Annotated in this window: 18 protein-coding genes; 8 read left to right on the top strand and 10 right to left on the bottom strand. The window is 63.5% G+C overall.

Annotated elements, in window-relative coordinates:
- Positions 1-57: 57 nt before the first annotated feature.
- Entirely contained in the window at positions 58-780 is a 723-nt protein-coding gene (locus AC0L2O_RS09790) for an outer membrane protein (protein WP_369723416.1), read from the bottom strand.
- A 506-nt stretch (positions 781-1,286) separates the two neighbouring features.
- Here AC0L2O_RS09790 and AC0L2O_RS09785 point away from each other — a divergent pair.
- The 4 genes from AC0L2O_RS09785 to AC0L2O_RS09770 all read left to right on the top strand — a co-directional run bounded on the left by AC0L2O_RS09785 (position 1,287) and on the right by AC0L2O_RS09770 (position 6,039).
- Positions 1,287-2,570: a hypothetical protein gene (locus AC0L2O_RS09785; protein ID WP_473369581.1), complete on the top strand. Its 1,284-nt coding sequence runs from the start codon at positions 1,287-1,289 to the stop codon at positions 2,568-2,570.
- A gap of 215 nt (positions 2,571-2,785) precedes the next feature.
- Complete coding sequence (locus AC0L2O_RS09780) at positions 2,786-4,090, top strand: MFS transporter (protein ID WP_473369580.1); 1,305 nt, start codon at positions 2,786-2,788, stop codon at positions 4,088-4,090.
- Between the two features lie 56 nt (positions 4,091-4,146).
- On the top strand, positions 4,147-5,655 hold the full coding sequence (locus tag AC0L2O_RS09775) for a CYTH and CHAD domain-containing protein (protein ID WP_473369579.1): 1,509 nt from the start codon (positions 4,147-4,149) through the stop codon (positions 5,653-5,655).
- 15 nt (positions 5,656-5,670) lie between these two features.
- Positions 5,671-6,039 (top strand): avidin/streptavidin family protein, encoded by a 369-nt coding sequence (locus AC0L2O_RS09770; protein WP_473369578.1) that lies wholly within the window; start codon positions 5,671-5,673, stop codon positions 6,037-6,039.
- A gap of 37 nt (positions 6,040-6,076) precedes the next feature.
- Here the strand turns inward: AC0L2O_RS09770 and AC0L2O_RS09765 are convergent, their stop codons facing one another.
- A complete protein-coding gene (locus tag AC0L2O_RS09765; RefSeq protein WP_473369577.1) occupies positions 6,077-6,916 on the bottom strand; it encodes a helix-turn-helix transcriptional regulator in 840 nt (279 codons plus the stop codon).
- 111 nt (positions 6,917-7,027) lie between these two features.
- Here AC0L2O_RS09765 and AC0L2O_RS09760 point away from each other — a divergent pair, with 111 nt between their 5' ends.
- Positions 7,028-8,116 (top strand): zinc-binding dehydrogenase, encoded by a 1,089-nt coding sequence (locus AC0L2O_RS09760; RefSeq protein WP_473369576.1) that lies wholly within the window; start codon positions 7,028-7,030, stop codon positions 8,114-8,116.
- A 118-nt stretch (positions 8,117-8,234) separates the two neighbouring features.
- Here the strand turns inward: AC0L2O_RS09760 and AC0L2O_RS09755 are convergent, their stop codons facing one another.
- The 8 genes from AC0L2O_RS09755 to AC0L2O_RS09720 form a co-directional block, all read right to left on the bottom strand.
- Complete coding sequence (locus tag AC0L2O_RS09755) at positions 8,235-8,939, bottom strand: ABC transporter ATP-binding protein (protein ID WP_473369575.1); 705 nt, start codon at positions 8,937-8,939, stop codon at positions 8,235-8,237.
- 7 nt (positions 8,940-8,946) lie between these two features.
- Positions 8,947-10,227: a lipoprotein-releasing ABC transporter permease subunit gene (locus AC0L2O_RS09750; RefSeq protein ID WP_473369574.1), complete on the bottom strand. Its 1,281-nt coding sequence runs from the start codon at positions 10,225-10,227 to the stop codon at positions 8,947-8,949.
- 72 nt (positions 10,228-10,299) lie between these two features.
- Positions 10,300-11,619 carry a proline--tRNA ligase gene (gene proS / locus AC0L2O_RS09745; RefSeq protein WP_473369573.1) on the bottom strand — a complete coding sequence of 440 codons (1,320 nt, stop codon included), beginning with the start codon at positions 11,617-11,619 and terminating at the stop codon, positions 10,300-10,302.
- A gap of 147 nt (positions 11,620-11,766) precedes the next feature.
- Positions 11,767-13,329: a copper resistance CopC/CopD family protein gene (locus AC0L2O_RS09740; protein ID WP_473369572.1), complete on the bottom strand. Its 1,563-nt coding sequence runs from the start codon at positions 13,327-13,329 to the stop codon at positions 11,767-11,769.
- The gene (locus tag AC0L2O_RS09735; RefSeq protein ID WP_369723406.1) at positions 13,329-13,847 is read right to left on the bottom strand and encodes a YcnI family copper-binding membrane protein; all 519 of its coding nucleotides are present in this window, start codon (positions 13,845-13,847) and stop codon (positions 13,329-13,331) included. The genes AC0L2O_RS09740 and AC0L2O_RS09735 overlap by 1 nt, the downstream gene beginning before the upstream one ends.
- A 32-nt stretch (positions 13,848-13,879) precedes the next feature.
- Positions 13,880-14,404 carry a copper chaperone PCu(A)C gene (locus AC0L2O_RS09730; RefSeq protein ID WP_473369571.1) on the bottom strand — a complete coding sequence of 175 codons (525 nt, stop codon included), beginning with the start codon at positions 14,402-14,404 and terminating at the stop codon, positions 13,880-13,882.
- A 41-nt stretch (positions 14,405-14,445) separates the two neighbouring features.
- Positions 14,446-16,908, bottom strand: coding sequence for a TonB-dependent receptor (locus AC0L2O_RS09725; protein WP_473369570.1), 2,463 nt, complete (start codon positions 16,906-16,908; stop codon positions 14,446-14,448).
- Positions 16,909-16,993: 85 nt separating this feature from the next.
- Positions 16,994-17,380: a DUF2946 domain-containing protein gene (locus tag AC0L2O_RS09720; protein ID WP_473369569.1), complete on the bottom strand. Its 387-nt coding sequence runs from the start codon at positions 17,378-17,380 to the stop codon at positions 16,994-16,996.
- 458 nt (positions 17,381-17,838) lie between these two features.
- On the opposite strand from AC0L2O_RS09720, the gene AC0L2O_RS09715 reads away from it, so the two are divergent.
- The 3 genes from AC0L2O_RS09715 to AC0L2O_RS09705 all read left to right on the top strand — a co-directional run bounded on the left by AC0L2O_RS09715 (position 17,839) and on the right by AC0L2O_RS09705 (position 20,918).
- Positions 17,839-18,243 carry a globin gene (locus tag AC0L2O_RS09715; protein WP_473369568.1) on the top strand — a complete coding sequence of 135 codons (405 nt, stop codon included), beginning with the start codon at positions 17,839-17,841 and terminating at the stop codon, positions 18,241-18,243.
- A gap of 143 nt (positions 18,244-18,386) precedes the next feature.
- Complete coding sequence (locus tag AC0L2O_RS09710; protein ID WP_473369567.1) at positions 18,387-19,409, top strand: sugar ABC transporter substrate-binding protein; 1,023 nt, start codon at positions 18,387-18,389, stop codon at positions 19,407-19,409.
- A 6-nt stretch (positions 19,410-19,415) separates the two neighbouring features.
- Positions 19,416-20,918, top strand: a complete 1,503-nt coding sequence (locus tag AC0L2O_RS09705) for a sugar ABC transporter ATP-binding protein (RefSeq protein WP_473369566.1) — start codon at positions 19,416-19,418, stop codon at positions 20,916-20,918.
- Positions 20,919-20,922: the final 4 nt, after the last annotated feature.

Genomic DNA, 20,922 nt, shown 5'->3' with positions numbered 1-20,922 from the left:
AAAAGCCCCGGCCATCAGGCCGGGGCTTCGACGATCGCTCAAACGGAGCGACTGGTCTCAGTACTTCGCAAGGACCGGGCCGCCGAACTTGTAGTTCAGGCGAACGAGGCCCATGTCGACGTCCTGACGGATGCGGTCGGTCGACGGCACCAGCGCGAAGGTGACGTCCTTGTCCTGCAGGAAGATGTGGTTGTACTCGATGCCAACCGACCAATTCGGGGCAAAACCATACTCGATGCCGGCGCCGACGGTGCCGCCCCAGCGGGTCTGGTCGTTCGAGGCCAGCAGCGCGCCGGTGGCCGTGCTGAACACCTCGTACTTGCCGCCGGTCACAGCCGCACCGCCCTTGACGTAGAGCAGGACGTTGTTCCAGGCGTAGCCGATCTGACCGGTGATCAGACCGAACGAATCGATCTTCGAGCGGTTGCGGGTCGCGAACAGCGCGCTGACGTTGTCGCCGGAGAAGTCGGCCCAGTTGCCCTGGCCTTCCACGCCGAACACCCACTGGCCGGACTGCCAGCGGTAGCCGATCTGACCACCGACGGTGCCGCCGGTCGCATCATGCGAACCCTCGCGGCCGCCACCGACCAGATCCCAGGTCGAATGCGCCGAACCGCCGCCGCCGTTGACGCCGATGTAGAAGCCGCTCCAGTCATAGAGCGTGGCGACCATCGCAGGCGCCTTGGTGTAAGGCCGTGCCGCGAGATCAGCAGCCACCGCCGGCGCAGCCGCGCTGAGCGCGACAAGGCTGACAGCGGCAAGCAACAAATTCTTGTTCATTTTAATCCCGTTCCAGTTTCGTCGTTAGGCCCCCGGGCCGTGGCGTCGTCATATCAGCGATCGACGGAATTGCTGTAACCTCGACGCAACACTTCGCCCCAAAGGGCCGCGCTTCATTAACGAAGGTTTAGCGACGCGTGCGCGGAAACCCTTTGAAACAAGAGTTTTCCGCAGTTCCAATGTTCACTGGACCACGTTCAGCGCGAGCGCGCGTAACAACGTCGCGCGCACAATCCTGTGATTTGAAATTGGCGGTGCGCATAATATTTTCTCTCCCCATTGTCGCCACAGTTTCGCTCGCGTTCGCCACATTTGCGATCGCGCGATAACATGCGCAACGCTTGCCACATGCGCGCGAGAATCAACCGCCCTGCCCGCTTCACGCGGTGATGGACGGTGGGGCGTCGCCGAATGACGGAGCCCAATACGCCACCGGAAGTTGTGGTCACGCCGATCACCGTATAACGTCAGCATGTATCCTTCACCGCGCGTGGTCCCGTCACTGCATGCTTGCCCGCATTTTTCTTCTCGTGGCCTCGCTGTCCATCCCCGGTGCATTGCATGCAGAAGGACTCCCGGCCGAGAAGGCCGGATTTGAGTCCAGGCTGACGATCTACCTTGCGAAGGGGGCCCCTGACGCATGCGGGCCGGGCTGCGACCGCTGGATTGCCATCGAGGGCGAGGTCGACCAGGACGCAGGCCCGCGCATTCGACGCTTCCTCGCCGGCGTCAAGGACATGCAGCGTCCGATCTACCTGCATTCGCCGGGCGGCAACGTGGAGCAGTCCTATGTCATCGGGCGGTTGCTGCGCAGTCGCAAGGCGGTCGCGCGCGTCGGCCGCACGATTGCGACGGCCTGCGCCGCGGGCACGCAGCTGGACGCCGCATGCCTCAAGATCAAGAACGCAGGCGGCGAGGTCGAGGCTGAACTCACCACCCGCAATGCGATGTGCAACTCGGCCTGCGGTTACCTGTTTCTCGGGGCGACATCTCGCGAGGTGGCGCCGGACGCGGCGATGGCGGTCCATAACTCCAGGCTGATGCTCGTCATCCACGGGCATCCGCCGGCGAAATTGGTCGCGGATGCCAGGCAGCGTCAAATCGAGACGTCAAACCGCGCGCGCACTGCGTTCGTGGCGGCGATGGGCATCAGCCACGAGCTTGATGATTTGATCCGGACAGTGAAGTTCGAGAGCCCGCATACGCTGACGCGAGGCGAGCTCCATCGCTTCGGCATCGATACGCGAACACTGGCCGAGACGATGTGGACGCTGGAGAAGGGAGCGCGGCCCTCCATCAGCAAGTTCGCGATGCTGAAGAAGGAGAACGGCGCCTCGTTCCGGATGATGGAGTGGCGCCTGTCCTGCGAAAACAAGGATCGCGTGCCGCTGCGATTCGCGGCCGAGATCGACGAGACCGCTGTCGGCAAAAGCACGATCCTGATGGCCGCAAGTGCCGACACCAAGCAGGAATCCGGAGGATTTCCGCTGCGCGTCGGCAAGTACGAGGTCTGGAGCGGCGCCCTCGGCTCCGACATGGTCAAGGCGATGCTGGCTTCGCGCACCCTCCAGGTCCGTGAAACCACGCCGATGCCGGACGGAAAGCCCAACACGACAACATTCGAGATCGAGGTGACGAGCCTGGCGCCAGTATGGCCGCAGCTCGCGGCATCTTGCGCATCGACCACGATCAGCGCGAAGAGTCCTTGGCCGGCGAGTCCGAGGCCGACAGCTCCTGGGCCGGCAACGCTGTCGCCGAGCGTCAGCGCAACTCCTTCGGCCACACCGTAGGCCGACAAACCTGTCGCGGCGCCCTGCATTGTGTGACACGGCGGCGCGCTGCTCGAGCGCTGGCCACACGCAATCGGGACGCAGATATGCAATCTGCCTTCGCCGAGCTTCTGTTGTTGACGCGAGCTGATCCCGGTCTAAGTACCGTAGACAAATAATGCAGGGTGGCAACGTTCGCTGGGCTGGTTCCCGTTGACGCCACCAATGCAGGACACATGACGACATCGCCCTCCGCGACTACGGCCTCGGTGTCCCCTCACCTCGGTATCATCCTCTTCTCGCTCGCGATGGGCGGCTTTGCGATCGGAACCACCGAATTCGCATCGATGAGCTTGCTGCCGTTTTTTGCGGCCGACCTCAAGATCGACGAACCCACCGCCGGGCACGTGATCAGCGCCTATGCGCTCGGCGTGGTGCTGGGCGCGCCGCTGATCGCCGTGCTTGGTGCACAGTTAGCCCGGCGCACGCAGTTGCTGGTTCTGATGATCGTGTTTGCGCTCGGCAATGCGTTCACCGCGCTTGCGCCGAGCTATGGCTGGATGATCGTGGCCCGCTTCCTCTCGGGATTGCCGCATGGCGCCTATTTCGGTATCGCCGCGCTGGTCGCAGCCTCGCTCGTTCCTCAACATCGCCGTTCTCGGGCGGTCGGCCAGGTGATGCTGGGCCTGACCTGCGCCACCATCATTGGCGTGCCGCTCGCCAACCTGATTGGTCAGACAATGGGCTGGCGCGCAAGCTTCGGCCTGGTGTCGTTGCTGGCCTTGCTCACCGTGCTGCTGTGCGCCCTGTTCGCGCCGCGCGACCGGGCCGGCGGGTCGGATCCGCTGCGAGAGCTCGGCGCGTTAAAGAGCGGCCGCGTCTGGATCACGCTGGCGATCAGTGCCATCGGTTTCGGCGGCATGTTCGCCGTCTACACTTATCTTGCGACGACACTGATGGAGGTCACCAGGGTCAGCCCCGCGGTCATCCCGCTTTTTTTCGCGGTGTTCGGGATCGGAGCCACACTCGGCAACCTGTTCGTGCCGCGCTTCGCCGACCGCGCGCTGATGCCGACGGCGGGCGTCATCCTGCTGTTCTCGGCCGGCGCGCTGCTGGTGTTCCCGCTTGTCGCCGGCAATCCGTGGCTGCTCGCGGCAGATGTCTTCGCGATCGGCGCCGGCGTGTCGCTCGGAGCCATCCTCCAGACACGGCTCATGGACGTCGCAGGGGACGCGCAGGCGCTCGCTGCCGCACTCAACCATTCGGCCTTCAACACCGCCAATGCACTCGGCCCTTATCTCGGCGGCATTGCCATTCGCCAGGGGCTGGGCTGGACCTCGACCGGTCCAGTCGGCGCCGCGCTGGCGCTTGCGGGCTTCCTGATCTGGCTGATCGCCTCCCGGGACGTCAGAGCCGCTCCGCTCAAGGAGTCCACGGGACGCGACGCCGCGGCGGTGGAGACCCCACCCTCGCGCGCGGCGCCGCCGCTGGCACCGGACGACCGGGCCCGTTCGCATCATCACAAGGATCCGGTGGCCTAACGCGGAACTTCTTTCCGTCGCGCCACTTTGAGATCGAGTGACGGAAAGCGCGCGCCATGAACGCAGAAACGGAACTCAAATTCCAGGTTGCGCCACGAAAGCTGGCCTCCATCTTGCGCAGCGGCAGCAGAGGGCGCGATTTATCGGAGCAGGCGCTCGTGTCAAGTTACTATGATACGAGCAAGCACAAGCTCAAACGAAATGGCCTCTCGCTTCGGGTCCGCAAGGTCGAAGGCCGCTACGTCCAAACCGTGAAAGCGAACGGCTCGTCGGGGAGCCTGACGCGTGGCGAATGGGAGCACGAGGTCAGCGGCCCAAAGCCTGACCTCAAGCAAGCGAGCGATACAGCGCTCGAGGGCGTGGCCACCAAGAAACTCTCGCATAAGCTCAAACCGGTCTTCCAGACCGACGTGCATCGGACGGCCGAGGTACGGCGGGTCCGGAGGAGCCAGATCGAGCTCGCGGTCGACCGCGGCCGGATCGGGGCCGGCCGCCGCTCGCGACCTATCGCCGAGATTGAACTTGAGCTGAAGTCCGGGCAAGTCGCAGATCTGTTTCGCTTGGCGCGCGACATCGAACGCAAGACGAACGCGGAGCTCGACCTGCGCTCGAAATCCGAGCGAGGTTACCGGCTCCTGGCGCGGGAGGGCGAAGGCGCGCAGCACGCCGAACCGATCCGGCTGAAGCCCGAGCTTTCTCCGCAAGATGCATTCCGTGTCATCGCCCGTTCGACACTTCGGCACATCACCACCAATGCCGATCCGGTGCGCAACATGGATTCCGAGGGCGTCCATCAGATGCGCGTCGGCCTGCGCCGCTTGCGGGCGGCCATCTCCCTCTTCGACGACATCCTGCCGCGAGCGAGCACCGGCCGGATCAAAGCTGAACTCAAATGGCTCACGGACGAGCTTGCGCCGGCGCGGGAGATCGACGTTTTTCTCAAGGAAAGTATTCAGCCGATCACCGAGCAGGACGTCCCGAAACGTGGGTCTCGCGCGATCCGCAAGACGTTCTCGGAGCAGCGCATGGCTGCCTTCCGGCACGCCCGCGACGCGGTCGATTCGGGCCGCTACCGCCGACTTTTGATCGATGCGGCCGAGTGGATAGAAACCGAACGCCCCCGCACCGCTGACGATCGAACGATCGCTGCCTACGCCGCCGAAGTGCTCGACCGGCGGGTCAAGAAGGCGCGAAAGCAAGGCAAGCAGCTGAGCGATCTCGATCCGCGACAGCGCCACAAATTGCGGATCAGGATCAAGAAGATCCGGTATGCCGTCGACTTCTTCGAAAGCCTCTACCGGGATAGCGACCGAAACGAGCTCGCCGGCTTTTCCGCCCGGCTGAAACGGATTCAGTCCGCCTTGGGATCGTTGAACGATTTCATGGCGCATCGCGAGTTGGCGATCGAGGCAGCGCTGGCGGCGCCTCCCGCAAATCGGCGCGCCCAGGCATTCGCGGCAGGATTCATCATTGGGCAGGAACGTGAAGCCGCTCAGGACTTGATCGAGCACGCATCAAAGGATCTGCACCGATTGCGCCGCCTGGGTGTTCAGCCGAACAAGTGACCTTGGGAGACCATCATGACGTGGGTCGGCAATTGGCAAAATCAATTCGGTTCGATCTTGCGCATCACCGGCGATGCAGAGGGCCGCATCGACGGCAATTTCGAAACCGCGCTCGAAGACAGCGGCTTTTACGGGCAAACAGTTCCGATCATCGGGTTTCACAAGGGCTATTGTATTGGCTTTGTCGCCGTGGGCTCGTCTGCCGCGGGCGACCGAGTGGTTTCGTACACGGGACTGCTGCGTCACGGGAAAATGGAGACCGTCTGGTTCGTGGTCGCCGATCAAGCGCTGAGCGCCGCCCGAGAAGGCGATCCCGCAAAGCTCAAGCCCTTGAACTGGTGGCGCGCCGTGACAACCAATGTCGACACCTTCGAGCGCATCTAGAGCGTCGCAGCCAACCAATCTATCGCAGGAGTCTGCCTCAATCTGATCTTTCGGAGCGCTGTTTGATCGAGGATCCAACAACGTGCGCGGCGCTCCCCTCTCCCTTCACCGGCGCATAGATCACGAGCTTCAGCGCCGGATCATCATTGGCCTGGAAGCTGGTGTGCTCGAAATGCAGCACGCCCTTGGTGGGATGGGACATGGTCTTGCGGCCCGACAGGGTGCTGTGGACCTCGTGCGCGCCCCACCATTTGACGAATTCCGGGCTGCCCTGCCGCAGCCGCGCTATCAAGTCCACGAAAGCAGGATCGCCCGCCCAGACGTCGTAGGTGGCGCGAAACATCGCGACCATGCGCTTGGCGACCTCGGCCCAGCCGGCACCGTAAGCCCTTCGCGTCTGCTTGTTGGTCATCATCAGCAGCAGCGTGTTGCGGTCCTCCTCCGGCAATCGCCCGAATGCGAAGACCTCTTCTGCGGCGGCGTTCCAGGCCAGCACGTCCCAGCGCCGCCCGGTGATGTAGGCCGGCTGGGTCAGGCTCTCGATCAGCCTCAGGATCGGCGGCGGCACGATCTCGCGCACGAACGGACGCCGGTCGCCGTCACGCGCAAGCGCCTTGAGATGGGTATGCTCGGCCTTGCTGAGGCGCAACGCGCGCGCCAGCGCATCGACGGTCGTGACCGACGGGCTGACGGTGCGGCCCTGCTCAAGCCGGATGTACCAGTCGACCCCGATCCCGGCGAGCTGCGCGACTTCCTCGCGGCGCAGGCCCATGGTGCGCCGCCTTTGGCCTGCGGGAAGGCCTACGGTCTTCGGCGACAGCTTTTCGCGGCGCGAGCGCAGGAAGTCGCCGAATTCGACGCGGCGCGGATCGGACAAGAGCTCACCTCGCCAGAGAGGGTCTGAACAATACTAGGATAATACCAGGGCTTCCTGGGAGCGCAAGATGCCGGCATATGCCGTGCACCAGAAGCCTCCGAGGTGAATGTCATGAAAGCTGCCGTGCTCAAATCGTTTGGATCCCCGCTGGTCATAGAGAACGTCCCGGAGCCTGTCATCGGCACCGGCGAGGTTGTCGTTGATGTCGTTTCAACTCGCGTGCTGTCCTATACGAACGAGGTTTTGAGCGGCGAGCGCAAATATCTGCTCGACCTGCCGGTGATCCCCGGCGCCGGCTGCGTCGGGCGCGTGCGCACGATCGGACCGGACGCGACCAAACTTGCCGTCGGCGACTGGGTGATTTGCGATCCGACGGTGCGTTCCCGCGACGATGCGATAGCGCCCGACATCACACTGCAGGGCGCGAGCGCGCGCGGCGAAGGCGGCATGCGGCTGCAGAAGTATTTTCGCGACGGCTCCTTTGCCGAGCAGATGAGGGTGCCGACCGAGAACGTGAAACGGCTGGGCCACATCAACGCGGCGGAAGCGACACAGTGGTGCGCGCTGGGCAACATGCTCGTGCCCTATGGCGGATTCCTGGCCGCCAACCTCCGGCCCGGCGAGACGGTGCTGGTGAGCGGCGCCACCGGCAATTTCGGTAGCGCCGCCGTGGCGGTGGCGCTGGCGATGGGGGCTGCTTGCGTCGTGGCGCCGGGCCGTAATGAGAGCGTGCTCGCCGAGCTCGTGCGTCGTTTCGGTGACCGCGTGAGGCCGGTGAAGCTCTCGGGCAACGAGGCCGACGACCGCGAGCGCATGACGCGCGCCGCGCCGGGCCCGATCGATTGCGTATTCGACATCATGCCGCCTTCGGTCTCGACGACGGTGGTGCGCGCCGCGATCATGACGGTGCGGCCCTACGGGCGTGTGGTGCTGATGGGCGGCGTCAACATGCTGGGAGGCCCGGGCCTGGAGCTGCCCTATAACTGGATCATGCGTGAATGCATTACCATTCACGGCGTCTGGATGTACCCGCCCGACGCGGCCGTCCGGCTGATCGCACTGGTCCGCGCAGGGCTCTTGCGCCTTGATGACTACGAGACGACGGCCTTCGACCTCGACCATGCCAACGAGGCCGTGGCCTATGCGGCCGCCAAGTCGGGCCCGTTCAACATGACGGTGATCCGGCCACGACCCGCCTGACGCGGCGGCGGTGCGCCGTCGCCGCACTTTTGCCAGGCGCGTCAAATGGCTGGCAGGCGCCACCCCGATCGTCGCCGGCAACGGCCGGCTACTGTGCATGGGGTTGTTTTCGACTTTTTTACTCGAGCTCGACCACCTGGCCGTTCGCCAGCGAGACGCGCCGGTCCATGCGGCCGGCCAGTTCCATGTTGTGGGTCGCGATCAGCATCGAGACCTGGGTCGCCTTGACCAGCTGCATCAGGGCCTGGAACACGTGGTCGGCGGTGTGCGGATCGAGATTGCCGGTCGGCTCGTCCGCGAACAGCACCCGCGGCGCATTGGCCACCGCGCGTGCGATCGCCACCCGCTGCTGCTCGCCGCCCGACAGCTCGGCCGGGCGATGCGTGATGCGGTCGCCGAGCCCGAGATAGCCGAGGATCTCCTTGGCGCGCTTGACGCTCTCGGACTTCTTCAGGCCGCGGATCATTTGCGGCATCATGACGTTTTCGAGTGCCGAGAATTCCGGCAATAGTCGATGCGACTGGTAGACGAAGCCGATATCGGTGCGGCGAAGCTGGGTTCGCTCGATGTCGGGCAATTGCGAGGTCGGCGCGCCATTGACGTAGACCTCGCCGGAATCGGGCGCTTCGAGCAGGCCCGCGATATGCAGCAGCGTCGACTTGCCGGAGCCCGATGGCGCCACCAGCGCGACCGACTGGCCCGCCCACAGCGCAAGCTTGGCGCCGTCGAGGATCGTCAGCGCCGCCTCGCCCTGCAAGTACTGCCGCTTTATCTCGTGGAGATAAATGACCGGTACATCTTCCGCCCCCTGCTCCCGCTCCATCAGCCCCTCACTCGTACCGCAGCGCTTCGACGGGATCGAGGCGCGCGGCGCGCCACGACGGGTACAGTGTCGCAAGGAACGACAGCGTCAGCGCCATGACGACGACGGCCGTGGTCTCGCCGACGTCGATCTCGGCAGGCAGCTTCGAAAGGAAGTACAGCTCCGGCGAGAACAGCTCCGTGCTGGTCAGCCAGGACAGGAATTGGCGGATGGATTCGATGTTGAGGCAGATCACCAGCCCGACAACGAACCCGACCAGCGTGCCGACCACGCCGATCGAGGCGCCCGTGATCAGGAATATCCGCATGATCGAACCCTGGGAGGCCCCCATCGTGCGGAGGATCGCGATGTCGCTGCCCTTGTCCTTCACCAGCATGATCAGGCCGGACACGATGTTGAGCGCGGCGACCAGCACGATCATGGTCAGGATCAGGAACATCACATTGCGTTCGACCTGGAGCGCATTGAAGAAGGTCGAGTTGCGCTGCCGCCAGTCGACCAGGAAAACCGGACGCCCGGCAGCCTCCGATACCGCCTTGCGGTATGCGTCGATGCGATCAGGATTGGTGGTGAACACCTCGATCGAGGTCACGTCGCTGCTGCGGTTGAAATAGGCCTGCGCTTCCGCCAGCGGCATGAACACGAAGCCGAGATCATATTCGGACATGCCGATCTCGAACACCGCGACGATCTTGTAGGGTTTTATGCGCGGCGTCGTGCCCATCGGGGTGACCGCGCCCTTCGGCGCCACCAGCGTCACGCTGTCGCCGGCATGCAGCGACAATTGATCGGCGAGGCGCCGGCCGATCGCGACGCCCTGCCCGTCGTCAAATCCCTCGAGCGAACCCTGCTTGATGTTCTTGGCGATCGAGGTGAGATTGTTGAGGTCGTCGGAACGGATGCCGCGCACCAGGACGCCCGAGGCGTTCCAGGGCGAGGACGCCAGCGCCTGACCATCGACCACCGGGGCTGCGAGCCGGACGCCCTGAACCTGGCTGATGCGCTCGGCCACGTCCTTCCAGTCGGTCAGCGGCGATTCCAGCGGCTGCACCAGGATGTGCCCGTTAAGGCCCAATATCTTATCGAGCAGCTCTTTGCGGAAGCCGTTCATCACGGCCATGACGATGATCAGGGTCGCCACGCCCAGCATGATGCCAAGGAACGAGAACCCGGCGATGACCGAGATGAATCCCTCCTTGCGCCGCGCGCGCAGATAGCGCGCCGACAGCATCCACTCGAAGGGGGCGAAAGGCGCGGTGTGGGCAGTCTCGGTCATGGTCTCATCCATCGCTTGATAATCCCATGATTCGGGGTCAATTGTGGCCGGATTGCCGGCCCATTATCGCGCGATGAACACTATTCAGCCGACCAGGCGAGCGACTGCGTCCGCCGGCGACATCGTTTCGCGGGCGCCGTCACTGCGGCGCTTGATTTCGACCTTGCCGTCGGCGAGGCCCTTCGGCCCGATCATGATCTGCCAGGGGATCCCGATCAGATCGGCGGCGGCGAATTTGGCGCCGGCGCGCTGGTCGGTGTCGTCATAGAGCACGTCGACGCCCTTGGCTGAGAGCTCGGCATAGAGTTTTTCGCAGGCCGCATCGACCGCCGCGTCACCCTGCTTGAGGTTGAGCACCACGGCTCGGAACGGCGCCACGGCCTCCGGCCATTTGATGCCGGAATCGTCATGGCAGGCCTCGATGATGGCGCCGAGCAGGCGGGAGACGCCGACACCGTAGGAGCCGCCATGGATCGGCACGTCGACGCCATCGGGGCCGGCCACCATCGCCTTCATCGGCTCGGAATATTTGGTGCCGAAATAGAAGATCTGGCCGACCTCGATGCCGCGGGTGTTCAGCCGCTTGTCCTCGGGGACTTCCTGTTCGAAGCGCGCGGCATCGTGAACGTCCTCTGTGGCGGCATAGACCGACGTCCACTGCTTGATGATCGGGGTCAGATCGCCTTCATAATCCACGTCCTCGCCCGGCACCGGCAAATCCAGCACATCGCGATTGATGAAAACGCCGGATTCGCCGGTCTCGGCGAGCACGATGAACTCGTGGCTGAGATCGCCGCCAATCGGCCCGGTCTCGGCCCGCATCGGAATCGCCTTCAGCCCCATCCGCGCGAACGTGCGCAAATAGGCCACGAACATCTTGTTGTAGGCGACACGTGCCGCCGTCTCGTTGAGATCGAACGAATAAGCGTCCTTCATCAGGAATTCCCGGCCGCGCATCACGCCGAAGCGCGGACGCTGCTCGTCGCGGAATTTCCATTGGATATGATAGAGATTGAGCGGCAGGTTCTTGTAGGACTTCACATAGGCACGGAAGATCTCGGTGATCATTTCCTCGTTGGTCGGTCCATACAGCAGCTCGCGCTTGTGGCGATCGGCTATGCGCAGCATCTCCGGGCCATAGGCGTCGTAGCGGCCGCTCTCGCGCCAGAGGTCGGCGAGCTGGAGCGTCGGCATCAGGAGTTCCAGCGCGCCGGAGCGGTCCTGCTCCTCGCGCACGATCTGCTCGATCTTCTTCAGCACGCGAAAGCCGAGCGGCAGCCAGGCATAGATGCCGGCTGCCTCCTGACGGATCATGCCAGCGCGCAGCATCAGGCGATGCGAGACGATTTCCGCCTCTTTCGGATTTTCCTTCAGGATGGGCAGGAAGAACCGCGACAACCGCATGGCAACACTCGAAGAATCAGCGACGGCTTGCAGTGAAACCGGATTGGGAGCCAAAATACAAGACCACGAATGAGGAAAAGCCGCTAACGCAGCGGAATTCCTTGTCATTTTTCTGTCGAGTTCAGGTTCAGCTTGAACCGCGCGACCTCAGAGCGGCGTGACCTCGAGCTCGTCCTCGAGCGTGATCTTCTCGAAATCGGTCACCAGCGCATCGATACGCAGATGCCAACGGCCCGCGAAGGGCAACTCCACGTTGCGCACGTGCCAGTAGCCATCGGGTCCGAGCTTGGCGTCGCGCTCCATCGGCTCGATACCGCGCTCGGGCAGGCTCAAGGTCAGCGTCGCCTCCTTGGCCTGAAGCGGCGTCGCCTCGCCGGTCATGAGCTGGAGCACGAAATCGTCCACACCCGGCTTGCCCGGCGACACCAGCACCTGGAACATCGCCTTGTCGGTGTGGATGTGGATCGCCAGCGGCGTCTCGGGAACGATCGTCCGCGGCGGCGGTGTGAAGCGCCAGCCGGCAACGACGGCGAAGATGCCGACCGCGGCCCCGCATTCGAACAGGATTGAACGTCTGAGCGCTGACGCAGCCTTCCGATCGCACGCCAGCGCCGGCGTCAGCCGGAATCGATTGAGCGCGGCGAGTGCCACAAGGAAGAAGACCAGCGCCAGCTTGATCGCGAGGATGAGGCCATAATTGGTCTCCACCAGCGCCGACAGCTTTTCGAGCTGAATGATCGCGAGCAACAGGCCGGTCAGCGCCAGCGCTGCCACAACCGGCATTGCGATGCGCGAGAAGCGGTCCAGGACTGGCAAGGTTGCGGCGGTTGGCTTTGATACCAGTGCTGTCAGCGGCGCGAGTGCGCCAATCCAGAAGGCGACGCCGAGGCCGTGGAGGAACATCGCAGGGCGCGTCAGCATTTCGGGGGGCGCCGTTGCAGCGTGCCCGGTCATGGCGAGCGACAGGCCAACGCCGACGAACGCGACGACGGCAACAGCACGGGCGTACCACGCGCTGCGCAGCGCCATCAGCGCGAGCAGCATCGCGGCGATGGCAACCAGCAACGCGGGACCGGCGCTGGTCGCAAATGCGATCATCCACGGGCGCGCCGTCACAACCGCTGCCGGCGGCAGACCGAGGAGATCGAGGCCAAGTAGGCCAACAGAGGCAACAGCGCTCGCGAGACCAACAAGGAGCGCGACGCGCGGCACGGTCATGCCCGTCGTCGAGCCCGCAAACCAGCGGGCAAAGAACACGCCGCCAACGCCGACAAAAAGCCCGAGATAGAGACCGACTCGCGCCAGCCAGATCAGTGCGTTCAGCCGGCCCTGCGCATTGGCCGGCGGCTTCGTCGCGGTCGGAGCGCCAACCGAGAAAAGCACGGACCCGGCGACGGGATGACCGTCCTGCGAGATCACGCGGTAGCTCACGACCGCCGTGCCCTGCGGCAGGTCCGGCGGCATCGCGACAGAGATGCTCTCGCCCGAAATGGTCGCCCGCACGTCGTCACGTGCCCTGCCCGTCCCGTCGATCAACTGGATTGCGCCGGGCGTCACCGCCTCGTTGAAACGCAGCTCCACCGCCTTCGGCGCACTCGCTAGGATGCTGCCGCTAGCCGGCTCGACTGCGATCAGCGCCGCATGCGCGAACGCGCCGGTCGAACAACCGACAAGGACCAGCAGTGTCGTGAGCGCAGCGATCAGGCGCATTAGGGCTTTGGCAGCAATTTCACGCCTGGCGCCGGGGACTTCTCTTCATGTGAGTGCCCTGCTCCTTCCGCAGGGATTTCGATCCAGCGGCTGATTCCTTTCTCGCATTCCTGCACCACAGGAAAGTACAGCGTGGTGTTCGGCTTCAAACCGTCAGTGAGAAAGCTGCTCATGACGAACTCGTCATAGTTCTGGTCCGGCAGCTTGCCGTCGGACCAAACCACTTCCTTTGCTCCCGAGGACAGCTTCTTGCCGTGATAATCATAATCGCCGGCATATTGGCCCTCGACCACATCGACGCTCCAGCCAGCCTTCGGCATCGGCTTCACTGCGATAACGCCCTCGGGGATCTGCACACGAATCTTGATCGTGGGCGAGCCCGAACAGCCATGCGGCACGGCGAAGACGGCCTTATAGGACGCGCCGACCGTAGCCTGCTTGCCTTCCAGATAGACGTGCGCCGCCGCGGGCGATGCGGCGAGCGCAGCCATCAGGACCAGCCAGGATGTCTTCGACATGTTTGGTCTCCCGGAGAGCTGGATCACGCTCGTCACATTTTCATTCCCGAATGATCGGGCATTTTCTTCATCATCATGCTTCCGCCTCCGCCGGGCGCCTGCGCGCCGACGCCCTGGACGTCGAGTGATACCGCGACCTTGCCCGCCCTCTCGAACTCCAACGTGACCGGCACCTTGTCGCCCTGCTTGAGCGGCGCTTTGAGCTCCTGGAGCATCAAATGATAGCCGCCCGGTGCAAACTTCACGGTCTTGCCCGGTTCGATCACGAGGCCCTTGTCCAGCGGGCGCATCTTCATCACGCCGTTCTCCGTCGTCATCTCGTGGATATCTGCCTTGCCCGCGATCTCGGCCGAGACGCTGAGGAGCTTATCCGGCGCCGTCCCCTTGTTCTCTATCGTGAGATAGCCGCCGGCGACCTTTGCTCCGCTCGGGGTTGCCCGGCTCCAGGCTTGCGAGATCACGAGATCGCCGGCCTTGACCTCCTCGGCCCGGATCGGCGCGGCGATCACGATGGTCGAGAGCGTTGCAAGAGCGAGGATGCGTGAGAGGTTGTTCATGTCGTTTGCCTTTCTTGTCGCCGTTGAGATTGTCCTACCCGTCAGAACGTGTACTTGCCGGCGAGAACGAAAGTTCGTCCCGGGAACGGATGGAACAGGAAGTACTGCGCGTTGAAGAGATTATCGATGCCGAAATCGAACGCAAAATTCTTCGTCGCGTTGTAGTGGATTTTCATATCGACAACGAAAAAATTATCGAAGGCGCCGTAGACGTGCGAAACGCTGTCGGTGTTGTCCAACGTCGAATATTGCTTGCCGCTGTAGCGCGCCGCGACCGTATAAGCCCAGCTCTCGTTAGGTCGATAGGTCACGCCGAACTTGGCGCGCCAATCGGGCACATTGGGCACACGCTTGCCGGCTGCCGTTGTCGGAACACCCGTCAAGGGATCCTTGCCAGCCCAGCTTGCATCGGCGAGGATGCGCGAGTCGACATAGGTCAGACTCCCGAAAAGCTGAAGGCCCTGGATAAAGACGTTATCCTTCTCGGCGGACAACTCCGCACCTTGCATCCTGACCGCGTCGACATTGCTGAACGTCGTGGCCGTCTGCGTTGCGTTGATCGCGTTGGTTTGTGAGATGATCGCATTGTTGGTCCGCTCCCTGAACAGCGTCAGGCGCACCCGGCCGTCGCTCCAGTGACGCTCGATGTTGAGCTCACCCGTAAAATCCTGCTCAGGCTTCAGGAAAGGATTGGCAACCGTGATGGTGCTGCCGACCGTCACGTTTTGGTAGAGTTCCAGAACTGTCGGATAGCGGTAAGCCTCGCCAAAATTGGCGGTGACGTTCCAATCCTTATTCGGATCGTACGACAACGAAGCCTTGGGCGAGAAGTTCGCCGATGCAAGTCCCGGCTGGTTCGTCGCGAAGGTGGAGGCAATCGCGCCCGCCGCCGTGGTCGCGGTCACGACGTTAAAGCCATCGAACGCTTTCCAGCTCTCCAGCCGCCCTCCCAAGGTGAGCTTCAGGTTCGGTTGGATCTTCCAAGCGTCCTGAAGCCACAGTGCGCCGGCCCGTGTCTCCCCCTCGCCGCTTGCATAGAGCTGCCCGGTGCCGGTGGAAGAGGTCTGGTACCAGACCGTCGAGGCATAAGTGGGATTCTCCAGGCGGTAGCGATCACCATGCAGGCCAAAACTAATCTCGTGAGGGCCGTCATACCCGAACGGACGCCAGATGCCTTTGGCGTCTGCATTCTGCCAGTTGGTTCCGTCCATGCGCGTGATCTTGCCGTTCTGCGAGAACCCGACACCGCTGGTTACCGTGAACGGATTGAGCTGAGTATCCTCAAGATAATTGTAGCTGGACGCAGAGAGATCGAAATCGAACATACCTTTGCTGTCGCTCTTGAGGGCGACTGCGTTGCTCAAGTGGGTCTCGTCCCAGATGTACTTCCCGTTCGCAAACGTGCTGATACCGGCAAAGGTCGGTGCCCCCGTCACTGTCGAACGCAAGTAGGTCTGCGGGTCGGAAACCTGGTGATTATTCCAGATGCCCAACGAGTAGGTTGCCTGCACGAGTGGCGACAGATCGTAGGCAAGCCGCAGATTTCCGGACGTCTGCTGCGAATGCGCGAGAATGCCGGTACCCACGACATCGGCTTCCTGCCCGACCTTGTTCCTTGCCGCGAAAGCGCCGGTGGCGCCTGCGGGGATGCTGCCGAAAGTCGTGTAGGTCAGCGGTTGCTGGTAGCTGTCGAGATAGTTTGCGCTCACGAGCCACGACAACTTGCCGTCCCGATTACCGGCGGCGGCGCTGGTCTGGCTGGTGACGTAGGTGTCCTTGGTACCGGTTTGATTCCACGGCATCACGGAGACCGTTTCCTTGGCCACGGCAAACGGCTTGTCCGGCATCTTGGACGTGATCAGCAGGACGCCACCGATCGAATTGCCGGGATAGGCCGCGGCAAACGGACCGTTGAGGAAATCGATCCGTCCGATTGCCTCGGGCGAGATCAGGTTCCATTTCGGAGAGGCGCCGGAGTTGTTGTTGCCGATCAGGGCCGAGATCAGCAGGTCGTCGTAGTAGATCAGCGTACGTGCGCTCGAATTCAGTCCCCAGCTTCGCGTCGCCAGCACCGCCTGGTTGTCGCCGTCGTTGCGCTTTCGCACGAAAAGGCTCGGCATGTATTTGACCGCGTCTTCGGGGTCCTTGAGGTTGATGGTCTCGTCGATTTGCTTCGCCGTGACGCTGAAGGATCGCTGGGGCAATTGATAGCGCGCCACAGCCGCCGGTTGATCCAGCGCGGCTCCGGGGCTGCCAGCGCCCTGGTCATTGGTTGCGGCGACCGGGGCAGGCTGCGCCGTAACCGGCTTTGCCGATGATCTCCTGACTCCAGCCGACTGAGCCACGGGCTTGCGCGGCTTCGGTTTCACCGTCGCTGGTGCATCGACGGTCACCGCTGGCAGCGCGCTTTCGGCAGTCTGTGCAAAAACTCCGCTCGACGAGACCAGCAGCGCCACCTGGACGGCGACGACGCTCACGCCGCGGCGGGCATGACCGGGAAACATGGTGCATTCCTGACACCGGCAGAGATCGCCGGCCAATTGACAACATCAATCGCCAGCGGACGGACCGCGGCGACACCGAGGGTCGTCAGGAAAACTGCGGAGGCCCGCGCGCCTGGGCGCTGGAGCCCTTGCGGGCGGCGTCCACGGATACGTCCGCCGCATGCCACACCACACGCTTGGCGTGGCGGAAGGGAATGGGGAGCACAGCCTGCGGCGGCGAATCGAGCGACGCATTGGCCTGCGCCAGGCAACACAGCGCACACGCAGCGCCATGTGCGGTCGGCGTTCCGGTCGGGTCGTTCAGACCGCCCTGCTCGCTGACGCTGTGGCAGATGAGGCCAGTCGCAAGCGGATCGGCAACAGCCTGACCCGCCGCCCAGCAGGCGGCAATCGGCGCCAGCACCTGCATCACCAGAGCGAGCAGGACAACCGGTAGGAATTTTTGCAGGCCTGCACGCATCCGCCGAACCATTCGTTCGCCTCTTAACTAAACACCACACCCGTTCCGAGTCGAGATCGCTTCGCCTGTCTCCTTGGGCTGGCGCAAGTTTCTCGCGAACCGTGTTCCAACTGCCCGGCCGGCGGCCGGAGAGGCAGCGGCAGCACCCCATAAAGCCGAAATTTTCGCATGTTTTTCAATTGCTTATCGGGTGATCAGCCCGATCATTTCGTCAATTGCTCGAATTTTGAACAATCGTTGCCGAAAATGATGACAAGTGAGAAAAGTTGATCTAGCATCCCTCTTGCTCAGACTGGCCGTGAGGTCGAAGTCTGGTGGTCCAAGTCTCGGGAGGAGCCCCTGGCGCGCAAAACGCAGCGTCGCCCCGCCAATCAAGATCAAATCTTAGAATCGGGGATAATAGGGTCGACACAATTTTTGAGCGGGGCTAGGGCCCCGCTCTTTTTTTGTCTGCGGGGCTGATGCGCCCGATGGACCTCCCTTCCAACCCGATTGAACGGAGCTTCGAACTGGCAGCGATGCGCTGCGCGGATCTCACCCCGCTGGTTTACCGACGGCTGTTCTGCGAGCATCCCGAAACGCAGGCGATGTTCCGCACGCAAGGCAGTGAGCTCGTGAAGGGATCGATGCTCGCGCTGACGATCGAGGCGATCCTCGACTTCGCGGGCGAGCGCCGCGGGCATTTCCGCTTGATCGCCTGCGAAGTCGCCTCGCATGATGCCTATGGCACGCCGCGCGAGCTGTTCATCGCCTTCTTCGCCGTCATCAGGGATACGCTGCGAGATCTCCTCGGCCATGAATGGTCGCCGGAGATTGCGCTTGCATGGGACCAACTGCTCGCCGATCTCGACGCCTTTGCCGGCGTCGCAGCGTAACGCTTTGCGCTGCACCAACGCGGCCCGGCTTGCTCTTCGCGTGTTGCAGATTGGGTGGCGCGAACCCAGCGATTGTGAGACACTTTCGGACATCGGTCGCGCAATCAATGACGCGCCGACGACAAGATATATGGGAGCGAGCGATGTCCGGCACGAAAGATTTTTCGACGACGAGGCGCGATCTTCTACAGGCGGCAGCGACCGCCGGCGCCGCAACTGCCATCCTCGGCAGCATGGGCACAAACCCCGCCCTTGCTGCCGAAGTCGGACGGTCCGAGAAGCCGCTGAAGGCGGCCTTCTCCAATGCCGGCCTCCAGGCCACCTGGTGCGCGCAGGGCAAGCAGGCCGCGGAATTCTGGGGCAAGCTGTTCAATGTCGAAGTCACATGGTTCGACGGCCAGCTCGATGCGGTCAAGCAGCGCGCCGCGATCGACAACATGGCCTCGCAGAAATGGGACTTCGTCGCGATCCAGGCGTTCGGCATCGGCACCCTGACCCAGCCGGTGCAGAAGATGATCGACGCAGGCACGCCCGTGATCGACATGGACACGCTGATTGCTCCGCTCGATCAAATTAACGTCCACTCCTTCCTCGCCCCCGACAACGAGTTCATGGGCGCGTCGGTGACGCAGGCGCTGTGCACCGCCATGGGCGGCAAGGGCAAGATCATCATGACGCAGGGCGCGCTCGGCCACACCGGCGCGCAGGGCCGCGCCAAAGGGTTCAACTCGGTGATCAAGCAGTTCCCCAACATCGAGGTACTCGACACCCAGCCGGCCGATTGGGACGTGTCGAAGACCGCGCGGCTCTGGGAAACCTATCTCACCAAATATCCGCAGATCGACGCGGCGTTCTTCCACAATGACGACATGGCGCTCGCCGCCGCCAACATCATGAAGGCGCACAACCGCACCAACATCCTGATCGGCGGCGTCGATGCCATGCCGCCGGCCATCCAGGCGGTGAGCGAAGGCCGGATGTTCGCAACGGTGCGCAATCCGTCCTGCCGCATTCATGGCGGCGCGATCATCGCGGGCGTCGCCGCGGTGGTCGGCGGCGAGAAGAGCGGACAGGGCATCCCCAAGAACGTCGTCACCGACGGCCCGGTCGTGACCAAGGCGAACGCCCCCGGCATGCAATGGATGGAAGATCACTTCCTGATCTGATCCTTCATGACAACGGGTCGTTCGCCCATTCTGGAACTGAAAGGCATCACGAAGAGCTTCGGCGGCGTCGAAGCGCTTCGTGGCGTCGATTTTGCGCTCTCACCCGGCGAGATCCACGGTCTCGTCGGCGAGAACGGCGCCGGCAAAAGCACGCTGATGAAGATCATCGCCGGTGTGCATGCTGAATTCTCCGGCCGCTTCCTGATCGACGGCCAGGAGACGCATTTCCGCTCGGCCCGCGATGCGCACGCGGCCGGCATCGCCATGGTGCATCAGGAGCTCTCGGTCGCGCCCGATCTCACGGTCGCGGAGAACGTATTCCTGGGCAATCAGCCGACCAACCGGCTCGGCCTGGTGCAATGGCGGCGCATGGCGCGCGAGGCCGGCGAGCAGCTCGCCCGCTTCGGCATCGACGTCGATCCGATGAGCCGGCTCGGCGACCTCCCGATCGGGCTCCAGCAGCTGATCGAGATCGCCCGCGTGCTGTTCTCCGGCGCCCGCATCGTCATCCTGGACGAGCCGACCTCCGCCCTCTCTCCGCCCGAAGTCGAGCGGCTGTTCGCGACGCTGCGGCGCCTGCGCGAACAAGGCACCGGCATCATCTTCATCTCCCATTTCATCGAGGACATCTTGCGCGTGTCCGATACGGTGACGGTGTTCCGCAATGGCCGGAAAGTCGCGGAGACCGCGGCCGCCGCGACCAGCAAGGGCGCGCTGATCGAGGCCATGATCGGCCGCGCCGGCGAAGCGCTCGAGCACAGCTACAGCGACGATCTGATGCTGCCGCGCCCGAGCGGCAGCTCGGTGGTCCTGAAGGTCGACCAGCTCTCGCTGGCTCGTAGCCTGCAGGATGTCTCTTTCGAGGCGCGCGCCGGCGAAGTGCTCGGCATCTACGGCTTCATGGGATGCGGCCAGCAGGAATTGTCGCGAATCCTGTTCGGCAAGCTGAAGCCGGACGGCGGAACGCTGGCCGTCGACGGCAAGGCCAAAACCTTTGCCAGCACGGCGGCCGCGCGGCGGGCCGGCGTGGCGCTGGTGCCGGAGAGCCGGCGCGCCATGCTGTTCCACCAGGAGCCGGTCTACAAGAACATCTCGATCAGCATTCTGGATCGTATCTCCACGCTGCTGCTCAAACCGGCGCAGGAGCGCGACATCGCCAGGCGACAGGTCGAGCAGTTGCAGATCAGGCCGCCGGTGGTCGGCCTCGATCTCGGCATGCTCTCCGGCGGCAACCAGCAGAAGGTCGCGCTGGCAAAGTGGCTGACCTATCCGCCGAAGCTGCTCGTGCTATGTGAACCCACGCGCGGCATGGATGTCGGCGCCAAGAACGACGTCATCAACATCGTCCGCGACCTCCGCGCCAAGGGGCTCGCGATCATCGTGCTGTCGACCGAGCCGGAAACGGTGCTGTCGCTGGCCGACCGCATCCTCGTGCTCAAACGAGGCGCATTGGTGCGGGAATTTGCCAACGAAACTGTGAGCAAGGACCGCCTGCTGGAGGCGGCGTGACGGA

Source organism: Bradyrhizobium sp. Kon10 (genome assembly GCF_055807395.1).
This window is presented reverse-complemented; position numbering and strand designations above follow the sequence as displayed.

What these genes read in the sequence shown, in the direction of transcription:
- AC0L2O_RS09785 (WP_473369581.1), top strand. Translation starts at nt 1,287, where the DNA reads ATGCTTGCCCGCATTTTTCTTCTCGTGGCCTCGCTGTCCATCCCCGGT.
- AC0L2O_RS09750 (WP_473369574.1), bottom strand. Translation starts at nt 10,227, where the DNA reads ATGGATGAGACCATGACCGAGACTGCCCACACCGCGCCTTTCGCCCCC.
- AC0L2O_RS09735 (WP_369723406.1), bottom strand. Translation starts at nt 13,847, where the DNA reads ATGTCGAAGACATCCTGGCTGGTCCTGATGGCTGCGCTCGCCGCATCG.
- proS (WP_473369573.1), bottom strand. Translation starts at nt 11,619, where the DNA reads ATGCGGTTGTCGCGGTTCTTCCTGCCCATCCTGAAGGAAAATCCGAAA.
- AC0L2O_RS09720 (WP_473369569.1), bottom strand. Translation starts at nt 17,380, where the DNA reads ATGGTTCGGCGGATGCGTGCAGGCCTGCAAAAATTCCTACCGGTTGTC.
- AC0L2O_RS09770 (WP_473369578.1), top strand. Translation starts at nt 5,671, where the DNA reads ATGACGTGGGTCGGCAATTGGCAAAATCAATTCGGTTCGATCTTGCGC.
- AC0L2O_RS09705 (WP_473369566.1), top strand. Translation starts at nt 19,416, where the DNA reads ATGACAACGGGTCGTTCGCCCATTCTGGAACTGAAAGGCATCACGAAG.
- AC0L2O_RS09755 (WP_473369575.1), bottom strand. Translation starts at nt 8,939, where the DNA reads ATGGAGCGGGAGCAGGGGGCGGAAGATGTACCGGTCATTTATCTCCAC.
- AC0L2O_RS09790 (WP_369723416.1), bottom strand. Translation starts at nt 780, where the DNA reads ATGAACAAGAATTTGTTGCTTGCCGCTGTCAGCCTTGTCGCGCTCAGC.
- AC0L2O_RS09730 (WP_473369571.1), bottom strand. Translation starts at nt 14,404, where the DNA reads ATGAACAACCTCTCACGCATCCTCGCTCTTGCAACGCTCTCGACCATC.
- AC0L2O_RS09725 (WP_473369570.1), bottom strand. Translation starts at nt 16,908, where the DNA reads ATGTTTCCCGGTCATGCCCGCCGCGGCGTGAGCGTCGTCGCCGTCCAG.
- AC0L2O_RS09740 (WP_473369572.1), bottom strand. Translation starts at nt 13,329, where the DNA reads ATGCGCCTGATCGCTGCGCTCACGACACTGCTGGTCCTTGTCGGTTGT.
- AC0L2O_RS09715 (WP_473369568.1), top strand. Translation starts at nt 17,839, where the DNA reads ATGGACCTCCCTTCCAACCCGATTGAACGGAGCTTCGAACTGGCAGCG.
- AC0L2O_RS09780 (WP_473369580.1), top strand. Translation starts at nt 2,786, where the DNA reads ATGACGACATCGCCCTCCGCGACTACGGCCTCGGTGTCCCCTCACCTC.
- AC0L2O_RS09710 (WP_473369567.1), top strand. Translation starts at nt 18,387, where the DNA reads ATGTCCGGCACGAAAGATTTTTCGACGACGAGGCGCGATCTTCTACAG.
- AC0L2O_RS09760 (WP_473369576.1), top strand. Translation starts at nt 7,028, where the DNA reads ATGAAAGCTGCCGTGCTCAAATCGTTTGGATCCCCGCTGGTCATAGAG.
- AC0L2O_RS09775 (WP_473369579.1), top strand. Translation starts at nt 4,147, where the DNA reads ATGAACGCAGAAACGGAACTCAAATTCCAGGTTGCGCCACGAAAGCTG.